General features: G+C 60.3%; 12 protein-coding genes. 3 read left to right on the plus strand and 9 right to left on the minus strand.

The genetic code is table 11. The annotated features are described in order from the left end of the window. The first annotated feature begins 170 nt into the window (after positions 1–170). The 3 genes from ICI42_RS11040 to ICI42_RS11050 are packed head-to-tail and all read left to right on the plus strand — an operon-like array spanning position 171 to position 2,394. Positions 171–1,409, plus strand: a complete 1,239-nt coding sequence (locus tag ICI42_RS11040) for a GAF domain-containing sensor histidine kinase (protein WP_188164630.1) — start codon at positions 171–173, stop codon at positions 1,407–1,409. Next, complete coding sequence (locus tag ICI42_RS11045) at positions 1,406–2,137, plus strand: response regulator transcription factor (protein WP_188164631.1); 732 nt, start codon at positions 1,406–1,408, stop codon at positions 2,135–2,137. The genes ICI42_RS11040 and ICI42_RS11045 overlap by 4 nt, the downstream gene beginning before the upstream one ends. A gap of 56 nt (positions 2,138–2,193) precedes the next feature. Next, entirely contained in the window at positions 2,194–2,394 is a 201-nt protein-coding gene (locus tag ICI42_RS11050) for a hypothetical protein (protein ID WP_188164632.1), read from the plus strand. A gap of 155 nt (positions 2,395–2,549) precedes the next feature. On the opposite strand, the gene ICI42_RS11060 is transcribed toward ICI42_RS11050, so the two are convergent. The 9 genes from ICI42_RS11060 to ICI42_RS11100 are packed head-to-tail and all read right to left on the minus strand — an operon-like array spanning position 2,550 to position 13,708. After that, positions 2,550–5,585 carry a glycosyltransferase gene (locus ICI42_RS11060; RefSeq protein WP_188164634.1) on the minus strand — a complete coding sequence of 1,012 codons (3,036 nt, stop codon included), beginning with the start codon at positions 5,583–5,585 and terminating at the stop codon, positions 2,550–2,552. Between the two features lie 10 nt (positions 5,586–5,595). Next, positions 5,596–6,807: a polysaccharide pyruvyl transferase family protein gene (locus tag ICI42_RS11065; protein WP_188164635.1), complete on the minus strand. Its 1,212-nt coding sequence runs from the start codon at positions 6,805–6,807 to the stop codon at positions 5,596–5,598. Between the two features lie 34 nt (positions 6,808–6,841). Further along, positions 6,842–7,555, minus strand: coding sequence for a class I SAM-dependent methyltransferase (locus ICI42_RS11070; RefSeq protein ID WP_188164636.1), 714 nt, complete (start codon positions 7,553–7,555; stop codon positions 6,842–6,844). Between the two features lie 3 nt (positions 7,556–7,558). Next, complete coding sequence (locus tag ICI42_RS11075; RefSeq protein ID WP_188164637.1) at positions 7,559–8,434, minus strand: glycosyltransferase family 2 protein; 876 nt, start codon at positions 8,432–8,434, stop codon at positions 7,559–7,561. Then, complete coding sequence (locus ICI42_RS11080; RefSeq protein WP_188164638.1) at positions 8,427–9,332, minus strand: glycosyltransferase; 906 nt, start codon at positions 9,330–9,332, stop codon at positions 8,427–8,429. Before ICI42_RS11080 ends, ICI42_RS11075 begins: the two co-directional genes overlap by 8 nt. Then, positions 9,332–9,595, minus strand: a complete 264-nt coding sequence (locus ICI42_RS11085; protein ID WP_188164639.1) for an acyl carrier protein — start codon at positions 9,593–9,595, stop codon at positions 9,332–9,334. Before ICI42_RS11085 ends, ICI42_RS11080 begins: the two co-directional genes overlap by 1 nt. Next, a complete protein-coding gene (locus ICI42_RS11090) occupies positions 9,595–10,776 on the minus strand; it encodes a cytochrome P450 (protein WP_188164640.1) in 1,182 nt (393 codons plus the stop codon). Before ICI42_RS11090 ends, ICI42_RS11085 begins: the two co-directional genes overlap by 1 nt. Then, on the minus strand, positions 10,773–12,458 hold the full coding sequence (locus tag ICI42_RS11095; protein ID WP_188164641.1) for a fatty acyl-AMP ligase: 1,686 nt from the start codon (positions 12,456–12,458) through the stop codon (positions 10,773–10,775). The genes ICI42_RS11090 and ICI42_RS11095 overlap by 4 nt, the downstream gene beginning before the upstream one ends. Further along, positions 12,455–13,708 carry a polysaccharide pyruvyl transferase family protein gene (locus tag ICI42_RS11100; protein ID WP_188164642.1) on the minus strand — a complete coding sequence of 418 codons (1,254 nt, stop codon included), beginning with the start codon at positions 13,706–13,708 and terminating at the stop codon, positions 12,455–12,457. The genes ICI42_RS11095 and ICI42_RS11100 overlap by 4 nt, the downstream gene beginning before the upstream one ends. Positions 13,709–14,023: the final 315 nt, after the last annotated feature.

Raw genomic sequence — 14,023 nt, forward strand, 5'->3', positions numbered from 1 at the left:
GCCCTGAGCCCATTTTGCTCAGTAAATCGAGAATGGAGGAGTTTTCGAAAGTTGTATAGGCGCATCCAAGCACGCTTTCTGCGGGCTTTCGCGCATGATTTGCGGGTTCCCGCAGGACGTGATGGAAAAGCTGGCGCTTAATGCGCGTAAGGACTTGGAGGAATCCGAGCATGCTCAATTCGGCGAGAAACGCGCTGTTCGACCGTTATCTCGGCATATCCAGGCTGCTGGCTGGCCAGCTCGATTTCAACGCGATCATCAAGGCGGTGGGCGAGGAAATCAGCCATATCATTCCGCATGATCATCTCGATGTTTGCATCAAGATGGTCGATGGAAAGTATCACATTGCTTATGAAAGCGGTCTCGACTCCGCCTGGAGCAAGCAGCCACCGGCGCTCCTGACCGGAAGCCCGATCCGCACGTTGCTGGCCGGCGAGGTGGATTTTCTGCTTTCGGCGGATGCGTGCAGCGACCCGCGCTTTCATTTCGACGGGGCCTTTGCAAGCCCGATCCTCGAACTGTCGCTGCGAAGCCGCCTGCATGTACCGCTGAAGGTCCAGGGCGACGTGATCGGCGCGCTCAGTTGCTCAAGTCGGGACCGCGACTGCTACACGGTGGAGGACGTCGAGAACGCCCGCGCCGTTGCCGATCTCCTGGCACCCTATTTCTTCGCCCTTCGTGCCGCCGAACAGGCGAAGCGCTCCGCCGTCATCGAAACGGAAGCGAGCGCCCGAGAGGAAGGTTTACGGCTCGGCGCCTTGAAATTGACCGAGGCATTGGAAGCCGAACGCCAGCGGATCGGCATGGACCTTCACGATCAGACACTGGCCGATCTGACACGGCTGACGCGACGGATGGAGCGTCTGTCCAGCCATTCGACGGTGCAAGGGGATGCACTGGAGCCGCTCTGCCGCGCGCTACAACAATGCATGCACGACCTGCGCGAAATCATCGAAGAGGCAAAGCCCACTGTGCTCCAGCTTTTCGGAGTCGCGGAGGCAATCGAAAACCATCTGGAACGCGCAGTGCGCGAAAGCGGCCTGCCGGTCCATTGGCAGGTGATCAATGTAGCTGGCGGATATTTGGACGATCTGGACAGGGCGGTGGCGACGGCGTTGTTCCGCATCGTGCAGGAAGCGGTGAATAATGCAATCCGCCATGCGCAGCCGGAACGCCTCGTCGTGACGCTGCGGGCGAGTGAAAGCGAGCTTTCGATCGAAGTCAGCGACGATGGCCGAGGCATGAATAGCACCAATGAAATGCCGGGGCGCGGTATCGATAATATGAAGACGCGCGCGCGTTTGATCTCGGCAAAATTCGTGATCTCGTGCAACTCCGGTCAGCGCGGGACGAGAGTGAAGGTGACGCTTCCGTTGAGGCGTCCGCCAAAGGAGGAGATCGGGGAATGAACGTTTTGATCGTCGAGGACGATGCGTTGCACCGATCCTATCTCGGCGACGCCGTGCGAGCGGCGCTGCCCGAATGCAACGCGGTGATGGAGACTGACAATGGCCGGCTCGGCGAAATTCAGGCGCGGAGCCTGCAGGCCGAGTTCGTGGTGATGGATTTGCAGATGAGCGAGCGCAACGGCATAGAAGCTGCCCGCACCATCTGGCGAGAACGGCCTGACACCAAAATCTTGTTCTGGTCGAATTATTCCGACGAAGCCTATGTGCGCGGTGTGTCACGCATCGTTCCCGAAGGCGCGACATACGGCTATGTGCTGAAATCTGCTTCCGACGAGCGGCTCAGGCTTGCACTGCGCAGCGTGTTTCTGGAATCCCAATGTGTGATCGACCGCGAGGTTCGCGGCATCCAGCAGAAAGGGCTGAGTTCTGGCCATGGCCTGACGGATGCCGAATACGAAATCTTGTTGGATGTCGCTCTCGGCCTTACCGACAAGGCGATTGCCAACCGCAAGAAACTGTCGCTGCGAACCGTTCAGAACCGTTTGCAGCATCTCTATGAAAAGCTTGGTGTTCATCAGGATGGTGGCGATGTGGACAGCCGCTTCAATCTCCGGGCCCGCGCGGTAGCGGTGGCGCTTCTGCGCCGTGTTCTGAATGCCAGCGCTGTCGAGCGGGCTGAACGGGACCTTCAAGACGAGTTAAGCTGGTGTCCAGGCAAGGGAAGATAATTTCGATGCGAGAAATATCGTAATCAAGCTTCGGACGGTGGCGAATTCCTGAGCAAATGGCAACGCTCACCATCGGCACACGGCTGATGGACGAGAAGCTGACGCTGGGCGGGCGGATCAATTTCGTCGGGAGGCGCCCGGTGGAAGGCATCAGCGGCAATCAGAGCGGGTGGGTGACCCTGACCAAATGCGAGCCCTATACGGTGGTCGACATCTTCGCGAGCTACAAGTTCAGCGAAATCTGCAGGCAGAGTTGAACGTCGACAATCTGACGAATGTCTACTATGTCGACGCGCTTGCGGTCGGCCTGGTCCCAGCGCCCGGTCGGACCTTCCGAGCGGGGACGACGGCAAAGTTTTGACCGTAGGACGGAAAGACGGGTCGTCTTCGCTTCTTAAATAGACGCCCCCGATCAGCGCGCCGGCGCCACAACGTTCCACATCGCATCGACACGTCGCGCCCAGGAGAGGTTCTCGACGATCGCCTGTCGAGAACTGTCTTGGATCTCCGGGGTCTTTCCATGCAGCACTGAGCCGAGCTTCTTCAGAAAATCATCGTCGCTGCGAGCAACGTGGACATGAGAAGCGAGGTCATCGATGTTTGCGACCTCCGACGTCACCACGGGGGCGCCAGCCGCAAAATAGACGTAGAGCTTCAATGGATTCATGCGGTCTGTCTGTTCGTTTTTGAGATGGGGCATGATGGCGACATCGAACGCTTTCATGATGCTCACTGCCTGATCGTATGGCTTGATGCCCAGCAGCTTTATGTTGGGGTTGCGTTCGGCCAGTTCGCCGATTTCGGGGCGTCCGTGTGCAGATCCCACCAGGACGATCGACCCCTCTGGATATGTCTTGGCGATACGCTCCAGCAAGGACAGATTGATGCGGTCACGCAAATTGCCGACATAGCCGATTATTGGCTGCGGTAGCCGGGCCACCTGCCTGTCGGGAATGACGTCAGGCGGAAGGATGTCGCAGCCATTGGGGACGACATGGATATCCGGGCGAAGGGTGTGAAAGGCCTCCTTCAGGGGCTCGCAATTCGTGAACACTACATCCGCATCGCGCAGAACAGCCTCGTAACCTTTTTCTGCTCGGAGTCGATAGCTGGCGCTCGAGCCAGGAAACAGGCGCTGGTCATCGATGAGGTCAGCGACGACCAGGCGCGGCTTAACAATCTCCAGGACAGTGCTATAATCCGGAACGATCGGCGATATCCACAAGAGCGGATTCGGCTGGATATTCTCATCCTTCATCAGTTGACCGATAAAGTCGGAATAGCCTTCCATTGAGGGGACGTCGTGGCCGAAGGCGCGGGCATTGGGGGCGTTTCCACGATGGAGGAACGTTCGCCGGATAAAGTCGGATGTATCGGCTTGATGCAGGATGCGCCGGACCGTGTTGGAATAGATGCCTCTGCCTTGATGGGCCTGTTGCCCATAGGATGCTTCCGCAAGTCCGTTCAAATCATCCAGGCTTATCGGCGCATCCAGATGGATGACACGCCGGACCCTGCCCGACCGCAGCAACTGCTTCGCCAGCATGTCGGAACGCCGCCCGTAAAGATCGGAGTCGTTTTGCTTCCACAGGAAAACGAGATCGCGTGGGGCATCTTCGCGGCGTAGAAACGGACGCCGCAGAGGGGTTTCAATGTTTTGCCCGAACTTCTCAGCTAAAACATCGAGAGTCTTGTCAAGCAAAGGGGTCTCACGCCGCGGTCTCTTCAAGGCCGCAGCATACGCCGTATCGAGGCGAGCAGCGTTCACGCTGTAGCTCATCTCGGAGAGGAAATAATCCCGCGCGGCTGCTGCGCTGCCCCGCTTCGTCTGTGAATAGGACAGCGCCTGCAATTCGAGATCGAGAGAAATCTCGTTGAACACCGGGGTATAAACGCCTGACAACGCGATATCCTTGAGGGATGCGCTCGTTTTCGCGACAACCGGCGCGCCCATTGCAAGAGCATCGGCAAGCCCATTGGGCAGCCGGAAATCCACAACAGGGTCATCTGCGCGGTGTAAGATCACGACAGCGTCTGCGAGGTTGATGAGCTCGGGCCACCGATGCTCGGGCTGGGCCGGATGAAAGTCGACGCGGGCCTGGCGCAATCGCTCCGCCAGCGTCGTGTCGGGGACCCCGCCGATGATGCAAAGCACGAGATGCGGGTCGCTGACGCGGTTCAAAGCTTCGGCAACGTCGATAATGCTTTCGTTCCGATGCGGCGCGTCCGGCAACAGGATTACGCGATCCGAGGGACCGTAGCCAAATTCCTCCCTGACCCTATCCCGGTCGTAAAGGTCGGGGTCGAAAACAGCTTCGTCGCATGCAGGACGGACCAGAAGGCCGCCGAAACGACGTTGAAGGGCGACGTTGGTCACTGTCGTCAGTTCCGCCTCCGGTAGGAGGGTTTCTGCGAAGCGGGTCCAAAGATCGCCTTGCAGGGAATCGAACATGGCGGGGTCGTCTTCAGCCGGGTCCAGAACTTCGTCGAAATCCGCTGGCTCGCGCGGCTCCACGGAGGCCATTTCCCGGCCCTCCATATCGATCAGCATCGGGCAATTGTTTTGCCGCCGGATGAGGTGGCCGATCAAAAGGCCTGGCAGGCGGGGCTTCACAACATGCACGACATCGCACTTGGTGTTCCGAGCCAGTTCAATGGCGCCTTCCAGAAAGGAAGACATTCCCGTCGCGGGAAAGCTGCGACGTGTGAGTGGAGCGTGGTCGAGCGAAGGTCGAGGGTTTTTGGCATTAAACGATGGACCGACCAACTCGACCGTGTGGTTTCTGGCAGCCATCTCGGCGAGAGAAACGGCGCGGCCGATGGCGACATCGTCCATGTCCGATGAGACAATGCAGACTTTCACCTTTTTCTCATCGAAGCCTGCCCCAGAAGCGATCTTCGGCATTTTGCATGGCGCCCCGGCGAAAGCGGCCGGAGCCGGCTTTTGCCTTGTGGTGATCGATTCCAATGAAAAGTGACCGGGTCCGCCGCCGAAGTGCAGCGAAAGCAGGAGTTCTCGGTCTTTTTCGATACCCGCCAGCGAGAAATCCAGGGCCATGGACCCGCCAGGCTGCAACTGGGATGGGTTCTCCAGCAGTTTCCGGTAGAAGACGCGCTTTCCATTCGGGTCTGTCGCCAGCAAGGCGATCCATTTGAGCATGCCGGGCGTTTGATGGCCGGCGCTCGCTGGAGCTGTCACTATCAGCTGTGTGTCGGCGGAAAAATTCGCACTGCCCGGATCCAGCCGCTGCCACAGACGCACCCATGTCGTGCTGTCGTCTATTCGGAGGTTCACCCCGCTGCGAATATTTTCCTCATTCAGAGGTTGTAGGTGAAAAGCGCTTCCCGCAAACTCGATGGACCAATCTTCACAAAAACTCGCGTTGTTTTCATAAGTTGAGACGTTGGACCATTTTTCGAATTTCGGGTTCCTGATGCCTGATGTCATGCGGTCACTTCTAAATGCCATTCAAGATGGGCTTGTCTGGACGCATACCAGCGAGATGCGGTGACACAAGCCATGCGGAGCCGAAGCGCTCGGCGCCAAGCCGGAGGTAGGTTCGGAGGAATGCCACCCGTCTTGCGCTCCCGCGTTCCGAATAACGTAGCGCTTCGACGATCTGTTCCCAGTGGAGGTCCAGGGCCTTGGATACAGACGCTGGAAGCCGATCCACGGCGCGGCCGGCGAGATGTTCATGCGCGCGCGCGAAGGCGGCGCTCCAGTCACGGGCACAATCCTTCGGCCTGTCCAGTTGGTCGAGCAACCCGGTGAACTTGCCATGGGAAGGGATGGCAACCATGACGGCCGGGGTGTCATAGGCGGCGGCGGTCACATAGCCATGGAACGATCCGCCGACATAGACCGACGATCCCGCAATCGTGGCGGCCAGTTCTCGCAAGCTGTTCGCGTTGTCGACGACGCCGTGGGCGCTCTTCATTTCAGAAGAAACTCTGCGGGCAACACGGTCGTCGCCGAGGTCGCGTCCCAAGACGAGGAGCAACGGATACAGACCATGCTGCTCGGCAAAGATATCGATCAGCGCTGCGAGCTCTGCGGGATCGCCCATGGCGCGCGCTCTCACATGGACGGCCAGGGTCCGGGTCTCTACTGGCAGACCTCGTTCTGCGAGCTGCGCGCGATGCAAAGCTACAAGCCCGGCGCGTGGCCAAACGCGCGGAAGGTCGAGCACCGTATCCGGAACGATCGGCATGTCTAAATCGTGAGGGCCAAACAGGTTGGCGCTCTGCGCATCGCGTACGCTCAGATAATCTGCGGCCCGCAGCGCCGGCAGGATCACTTCCTCGCGACGTTGGGAGGGAAAGGGAAATGGTGCGCCGGGAGCGTTCCAGGCAAGGGGAATGTCTCGAATGGCCGCTGCCAACGCAGCGCCGATCCACAACGAAGGATAAGCCGTCTCGGCGACGCCCGCTTTATCGTAGGCCGGCATAGCGCCGGCGGATTGCGTCATCAGGATGTAGCCGCCGCCGACTAGGACGCTGCTTGGGTGTAACGACTTGTCATGCAGCATTCGATCGGCGGAGATCGGCGCCATCGCATCTGCGTAGGCGGGCCGCATCTCGGTGGGCGAGACAGGGATGACATCTATATCGTGCGCGGACAGGCGTTCAGCAGCGACCAAGGGAAAGAGGAGATCGCCATAGTTGGCCACGTCGAAAGTGCCTGTAAGAAATACGCTCCGGCGGCTAAGCATGAAGCAGATACCAGCGGCGCGGGCCGAATGCGGACCGATAGGCCGGCTCTGCAATTTTGATGCTGGTATAGCCGAGGTCTGCCAAACACCGCGTCAGGCTGGCTTCCTCGAACCAGAAACTGGTCGGGTTGAGATGCGACGAATATACCGCGTCCCGCTCTACGCAGTCAGCCCCAATATATCCTTGCGGGGTGACGCGTCGTGTGAACCGATGCCGCCGATCCGGTGGAAGGGCGGCTTCGTCGAACAGTTCGGTGTCGATGATGACGGTCTTGCCGGCACATCGCGCCAAAACGGCCAGTTGGTCCTCCAGCGTCAAGTGGTAGAGCACGCCGATCAGAGCCACGACATCGAAATCGTCGATACGGTCGAAGGTGCGCAGGTCCTGCCGCACGAACGCGTAGTCACGCGACGGGACTTTCGAGGATTGTCCGGTTAGTGTCCACGGCTCGCGGGCATCGACTGCAGTCACGGTGAAACCTTGCCTGGCCGCGATGCGGGCGAAGTGGCCGGGACCGGACCCCAGATCCAAAAGCCGCCGACCCGCCGGCCCGGCAAGTTGGGTTGCAAGCAGGTGGCGATAGGTCTTCAGGCGCAGCGAGAGATGCTCCAGCACCGGGAAGGGCTGTGCAGGATCCGGAGCCACGTCGGGAAAAGGCACAGGCAGCAGTTCTACCGCAGGCTCAGTCGGATAAGTCATCGTCATTCTCTATAGTTTCCTATCCAAGGCACCGGAGACTGGATCGAAAAACCAGCGGGGTGCCTTTACCGGCCGCAGCGGCTTGCGGCGAAGGCGGTAATACTCGGCCGCTAGTCGTTTGGTGGCTTCCATGGCATGACCGGGTGCGTTGCTGATCGTGCCGCCGTGAAACTGATGATAGGTGCCCTCGTTGCCCACCACGATCAATTGGGCGCCTGGAGATTCGCAGGCACGCGTAAAAGTGTCTATGTTCACCGCTCCGCCGCCCGGTCCCTCGAACGCTTCGTCGTAGCCACCGAGCTCGTCCCAAAGCTCGCGTCGCAAAAAGAGCGCATTGCTTTCCAGCATCGGTCCATCTCTCCCACCGTGCCAGACTTGTGTCGAAATCTCCCCCAGCCGGTCAGCGCCCCGAGGCCAGTCGATGCTGGCGAGGAGCCTATCTTCTTCCAGGCGGTCGTAACCCGACTGCATGCTTAGGTATTGTTCCGATGGGCCGAGATGAAAATTGACCGTTGCAATCACCGGTTTGGGGTGGAGCTGTGCCGCGCGGGCACAGGCATCGATGAGACCCGGAGATGCCAGCCGCGCGCCGTCGATCCAGACACCGACGAGCGGTGCGCGCGTCAGGGCCAGGCCCATATTGACGGCGGCGGCAGGCGAGGGACCGGGATTCTGCTGGCGACGCACGGTGACATTCATGCCAAGCGAGGCAAAGCGTTCCGCGTCAGGCGGCTCGGCCGAACCATTGTCGACAACGATCACCTCGCAGCGTCCCGGAGGACAATTTTTTTGATAGTCGGGCGACAGTGACTGCAATGTGCGCGGCAATTCCCGCGCCATGTTGTAACTGACGACGACGATGCCGATTTCGGGCTGCTCAGCCATGAGGCCTCCGGTCAAGAGCCGGCGGTTCGATGAGCCCGGCACGCGAGTCATAGAGCCAGCCTATCTCGCGAACCGCCCGTAAGGGGCGACCGCGCAGACGCATATATTGCTTGCTGCCCATCTTCAGCAGATGGGCAGCTCCGAGCTGGCCGGCGCCGGTCGTGACTCCACCGTGAAACTGGTGGAAGGTGCCTTCGCCGAGAATGCGGATGAGCTGTGTATCCGGGGCGGCGCAGGCGCGCAGGAACATATCGACATTTGTGGCGCCGCCGCCGGGTCCGCGAAAGCGCGTGTCGAACCCGCCGAGTTCGTTCCAGAGGATGCGTTTCATGAACAGCGCGTTGGTCTCAAGCAGCAGGCCGGTCGGATCGACCTGTTCCGGCGTCGAGATTTCGGCAAGACGGTCCGCACCCTCGGGCCAGCCGATAGAGGCAAGCAGTATATCCTCCGCCTTCTGGTCATAGCCAGCCATGCTCTCGCTATGCTGAAGCGCGGGGCCGATATGGAAATTGCGGGTCGCAATAACCGCCCTCGGATGCAGCGCGGCGGCACGGAAGCATGCGCCCAGCAGTCCTGGCGACGCCATGCGGGCGCCGTCTATCCAGATGCCAACCAGATCTCCGCGTGCCAGTCCGAGCCCGTGATTAAGGGCCGGCGCGACGGAGCCGTGCCCGTCACCTTCCAGGCGCACCAACCGAACCTCAGCAGACGGTTCATTCCATGGTTCCAGTTCGAGCGGCACCGGCGACCCGTTGTCGACGACGATGATCTCCCAAGGCAGATCGGGTGCGTCACGTTGATAGGACGGGAGCAGCGAACGCAGCGTACGCGGCAGTTCGCGCGCCATTTGATAGGCGGCGACAACGAGACTGATGGAAGGGGCGGGTCTACCGCTCATCAGCTGATCAGTTTCTTCTCGGCAAGCGCGTCGAGAAAACTCGCTATGGTGGGGTGTTCGAACGGCAGTTCGGCCCGCACCTCGATAGCGAATTCCTCTTCCAGCACGCCGGTCATGATGACCACCTCGGCGGAATCCATGCCGATATCGTGAAAGGTGCGATCGAGCGCGATAGCCTCCGGTTCCAGATCGATCACCGAGGCGATGTAGTTGACGATCCATTCTTGGAAAACGGAACGGCTAGGCGGTTGGTCATTTAGCATCAGGATGGGAGCCTATGTTGGATGGGGTTGAGCTGCAGATCGAGACGTCGCAGTCGGCAAAAGGTGGGATCGGGATCCCAGTCGACGCCATCGGGAAGGGCAAGGCCAAGCTCAAACTTGAGCGCGGCGCGAAGCAGAAGCCGCCCCTCCAGAGAGGCGAGATGGACGCCAAGGCAGGCATGAATGCCGTTGCCGAATGCGAGCAGTGAGGTACTGCTGCGGCTGGGATCAAAGTCATGCGGATTCTCGAACAGCGCAGGATCGCGTTGCGCAGTCATGATGTCGACGCTTACCAAGCTGCCCGCCTGAAGAGTGACATCGCCGAACTGCTGGTCTTCAGCCAGGCGCCTCGCGGACGGCCTGCGCAGCGGTGGCGCCATGCGCAGCACCTCGTCGACGAAGCCGCGTTCGGAAAGCTCTCCGTTGCGCATCGCAGTGGCATGCCGCGGTTCGGCGGCCATGACGTAGAGAACGCTCGACAACAGGCCGGAGGTCGTTTCGATCCCCGCCATGATGAGGCCGAATGTCAAGCCGACGATCTCACGGTCGTCATAGCCCCCCATCTCATCCAGGAATGCGGATAGAGGGCCGCCGTCCTGGCGGGCACGATGTATTTCAGACCTCAGTGCCTGGTCGATTTCGGCTGCCTGATCTTCCAAAGCGGTGTAGACCCGCAGGGGCATTGCCCTTTTCCAGGCGTTCACAACACCTTTGCCTTGCCGGTTCAACGTTTCAACTGTTGCCTCCGACAGACCAAAGAGGTGAGCCATCACCAGAATGGGAATCCGATTTGCCAGGGTTGGAACAGCGTCGGTAGAGCGATCTCCTGCGCCGGAAACGGATGCGACGGCTTCATCGATGATCGGCGCTATCTCGGCATCCGACATCCTCGCTCCAATAGCGGCTAATCCTCGGCGCAGCGACGCTCGGGCCTGCTTTTGCCAGGGCGGATTGCGGAAGAACAGGATGCCGGAGAGCAGGCCGACGAGACAATCGTAGTTGCGGCCGGCTTTTACCGCTATGGTCTGAATTTGTGACTGGAACTCGATGACCTCAGCGTCCGGAGCGCGCAGAAGGGTCTGAGCGTCGGCGTAGCGCGTCAGCATCCAGAGCTTCTCGCCCTCCCGCCAGACCGGAGGTTCCGCTTTGGCGTCCTGCGCAAACGGGAACAAATCGCTCACGAGGTCACCCAACTCGACAGATTGAGGCGTCCATCGAGCCAGGCCGCACGAGCCTGGCCGCGCTGGATCTTGCCGCTGGTTGTCCGAGGGATACTGCGGGGCGATAGCAGGACGATTTCCGCGGGCATCAGTCCATGCGCTTCGGCCACGCGCCTGGAAAGGGTTTCGGCAATAGCCAGAGGAAGGCCGCCCCGCGGCGCTCTCGGGGAGAGCTCGCATAACAGGACGAGCTGTTCGGATGAGTCGCGCTCCACAGCGATGGCGGCTGCAGCTTCGATCTCCGTGGCCTCGGGCTGCTCAAGCAGCGTCTGCTCGATATCCTCCGCATGAACGTTTGCGCCGCGCACGATGACCATGTCCTTCAAACGGCCAACGACGTGCAGGTCGCCATCGACCATGATGCCGGCATCGCCCGATCGAATGTGGGGCACGCCGTCAATCGTCAAAATTCGATCGGTATACGGTCGAATTCCTTCGTCACACTCCGGCGCCCATAGACCTGGGCTGACATGCGGTCCGGCTACGCAGATTTCGGCCACCGTGTTTTCCGGGACAGCCTCCTGGCTGTCAGTCGCGACGAGGGCGATGCGAGCGGGTGCTACCGGCTTGCCGCAGTTGCTGATGGCCTGCATACCCGCCGCGTCGGCGGAAACATCGGCAAAGCGCTGCCTCGGAAAGCTGCGACTGCGAGCGCCTTGTCCGGCAGTGCCTCCGGTTATGAACAATGTGGCTTCCGCCATGCCATAGCACGGATAGAGGGCAGCGGCGTCGAACCCGGCGCCAGCGAAACGCGCAGCGAAGCGCTGCATGGAACTGGGACGCACAGGTTCTGAGCCGCAGAAGGCAAGGGTCCAGGAAGACAGGTCCAGTCCTTCGCTGTTCTGAGGGGTAATTTGCCGCGCGCACAGCTCATAGGCAAAATTCGGCGCCCCGCTTGTCGTCGCCCGGTACTCGGAAATAGCGCGAAGCCAACGGACTGGCCGCTGGAGGAAGGCAAGGGGCGAGGCCAGGATACAACGCCCGCCAATATACAGCGGTTGAAGCAGAGAGCCTATCAAGCCCATGTCGTGGTGGAGCGGCAGCCAACTCATGACCACAGTCGACGCATCATGGCGGAAGGCTTGGCGGATCATCTCCTGATTGGCCATGATGTTGCCGTGGGTGATGACAATGCCCTTCGGCTCCATGGTCGAGCCGGATGTATATTGGATGAAGGCGATGTCGTTCGCGGTCATTGCCAGCGGTCGATCCAGAGGCGTTGACACTGTCAGTTCGCCATCGACCACAAACAGGGGAAGATGGTTCACTTCGTCTGCCACAGCCAGTGTCCGGCGCTCCACGATGATCGCAGCGGGTTGGGCGTTGCGCGCGACCAGGCGCAGACGTTCGCCCCGTTCTCGACGTACGACCGCAGGCACTGGGACCGGAAAAGCCCCTGCGTAAAGGCAGCCGAGGAAGGCATGGACGAAGGGCAGGCCGGTGTCGCATGCGAGAAGCACCGCCTTCCCGCGCAAATTCATTTCGATCAGCCTGGCGGCCACGGTGCGAGCCGCCAGGTCCAGCGACGCATAGGTGTCGGAGTCGCCGGGCCGTTCGCCGCGCTCCAGAAAAAGGACAGCAGGGGCTTCGGGTTGAAGCGATGCACGGCTGTGAATGATGTCGACGATGGTCGCAAAGCTCATGTCGCACCTGCGGATTTCGCAGCCGCCGCAGATGGCGACAGAAGCCACCCCATGCCCTGGCGGCTGCTTGCTCGACCTATCATCGTGCGCAGGAACGCTGCCCGTTCTTTCCTTCGGCGATCGGGATTTTGGACCATTTCGGCAACCGAATCCCAGTGCCAGTCGAGGGCGGCGCGAATTTCTCCGGGCACAACTGGCTTCGACCCCTCCCAAAGCTGCTCAGTGACGGTTTGACAGGCTTTCTGCCAGGTTCCCGCAAAGTCCTGCGGTCGTCGCATCCACTTCAGGAAGCCGCTGAACTTGTTCTGTGGATGTGCCGTGACGATAACGCCTGGAACGCCATACGCGGCCGCGGTGATGTAGCCGTGAAGCGAACCGCCCACAAAGGCTTGCGCATTGGCGATGATGGCCGCCACCTCGCGAAGCGTGGCTGAGCCGTCCAGCACAAAGGCCCGGCTGGTCATGGCAGCCTGCAAGGATCGGGCGGTCAGACTGTCGCCCATATCGTCACCGATGGCGACCAAAACGGCCTGAAGTTGTTGCCCTGCACAGAAGGCATCGAGATGCCGCGCCACATCAGCAATATGAGCGTCATCACCGGGGTTGGCGCGCAGGTGAATGGCCGCATAAGGTTTGCCGTCCAGGCCGAGCCTTTCTTGCACGGCACTCAGAACCGGATCGAGGCTTCGGCGCGGCCACATTGAAGAGATGTCGATTGCCGTATCGGGGACGACTGACACGTCGGCCTGCGCAACGCGGGCGATCCGTGCGCTGGCCTCGTCGCGTACAGCCACGACGTCGGCGGCTTCCAGCGCCGGTTTCAGCACGTCTTGCGCCACCGGGCCCGAAAAAGGGTAGGGAACGCCTGGCGCGTTGAAGCCGAAGGGTATGTCGCGGAACGACGCGGCAATGGAGGCGCCGAGCCAGAGGCCGGTATGTTGACCACGCCCAAACTTGCTTCGGTCGAGCTGCCAGATCGCGGTGTAATCCACCCGCAGATTGTACAGGATATTGCCGCCACCGATGAGAACGGCATCGATCGCTTCGTCTGTCGTCATAAGCCAGGTAAGATCATGCGGCTGCACGGCATCCGAGCGCAAGGTGTGTTGGGAAACAGGAGATATCGCCACAACCTCGATCCCGTACTTTGCAAGGCGGTAGGCTGCCACGAGCGGAAATAGCTGATCGCCATAATTGGCGATATCGAAAACTCCGGCAATTGCAACGCGGGAACTGAGTGGATTCGTCATGTGCCGGATGTCTAATGTATACTTGTCACTTCGCCGCCGCGACCATGCGGCGGAGTCTGTCGTCCCTCTCGAAAGCCGTGAAACCCATGACTAGCCCATCTTCTCCCCGTTCGGACAGTCCTCGACCGGGGACACCTCCGCCTTGCCCAGTGCACCACTGTAGACGCCACCGCATTGATTCTACAACCGTCTGCACTTGAAAATGCGGTCTGGATAATTCGGCACATGACTTGTCGTGGCCGGTTGCCTGGTTAAGATTGACCATAGGAATGCCTGGAGGCTTGACGGTTAAGCGCGAAGATCTGCCTCAGAAAA

It is taken from the genome of Oryzicola mucosus (assembly GCF_014534685.1).
Lineage (GTDB): Bacteria > Pseudomonadota > Alphaproteobacteria > Rhizobiales > Rhizobiaceae > Oryzicola > Oryzicola mucosus.

Coding starts and splice junctions, on each gene's coding strand:
- ICI42_RS11070 (WP_188164636.1), bottom strand. CDS start 7,555: ATGACGATGACTTATCCGACTGAGCCTGCGGTAGAACTGCTGCCTGTG.
- ICI42_RS11100 (WP_188164642.1), bottom strand. CDS start 13,708: ATGACGAATCCACTCAGTTCCCGCGTTGCAATTGCCGGAGTTTTCGAT.
- ICI42_RS11080 (WP_188164638.1), bottom strand. CDS start 9,332: ATGAGCGGTAGACCCGCCCCTTCCATCAGTCTCGTTGTCGCCGCCTAT.
- ICI42_RS11050 (WP_188164632.1), top strand. CDS start 2,194: ATGGCAACGCTCACCATCGGCACACGGCTGATGGACGAGAAGCTGACG.
- ICI42_RS11095 (WP_188164641.1), bottom strand. CDS start 12,458: ATGAGCTTTGCGACCATCGTCGACATCATTCACAGCCGTGCATCGCTT.
- ICI42_RS11085 (WP_188164639.1), bottom strand. CDS start 9,595: ATGCTAAATGACCAACCGCCTAGCCGTTCCGTTTTCCAAGAATGGATC.
- ICI42_RS11040 (WP_188164630.1), top strand. CDS start 171: ATGCTCAATTCGGCGAGAAACGCGCTGTTCGACCGTTATCTCGGCATA.
- ICI42_RS11060 (WP_188164634.1), bottom strand. CDS start 5,585: ATGACATCAGGCATCAGGAACCCGAAATTCGAAAAATGGTCCAACGTC.
- ICI42_RS11045 (WP_188164631.1), top strand. CDS start 1,406: ATGAACGTTTTGATCGTCGAGGACGATGCGTTGCACCGATCCTATCTC.
- ICI42_RS11075 (WP_188164637.1), bottom strand. CDS start 8,434: ATGGCTGAGCAGCCCGAAATCGGCATCGTCGTCGTCAGTTACAACATG.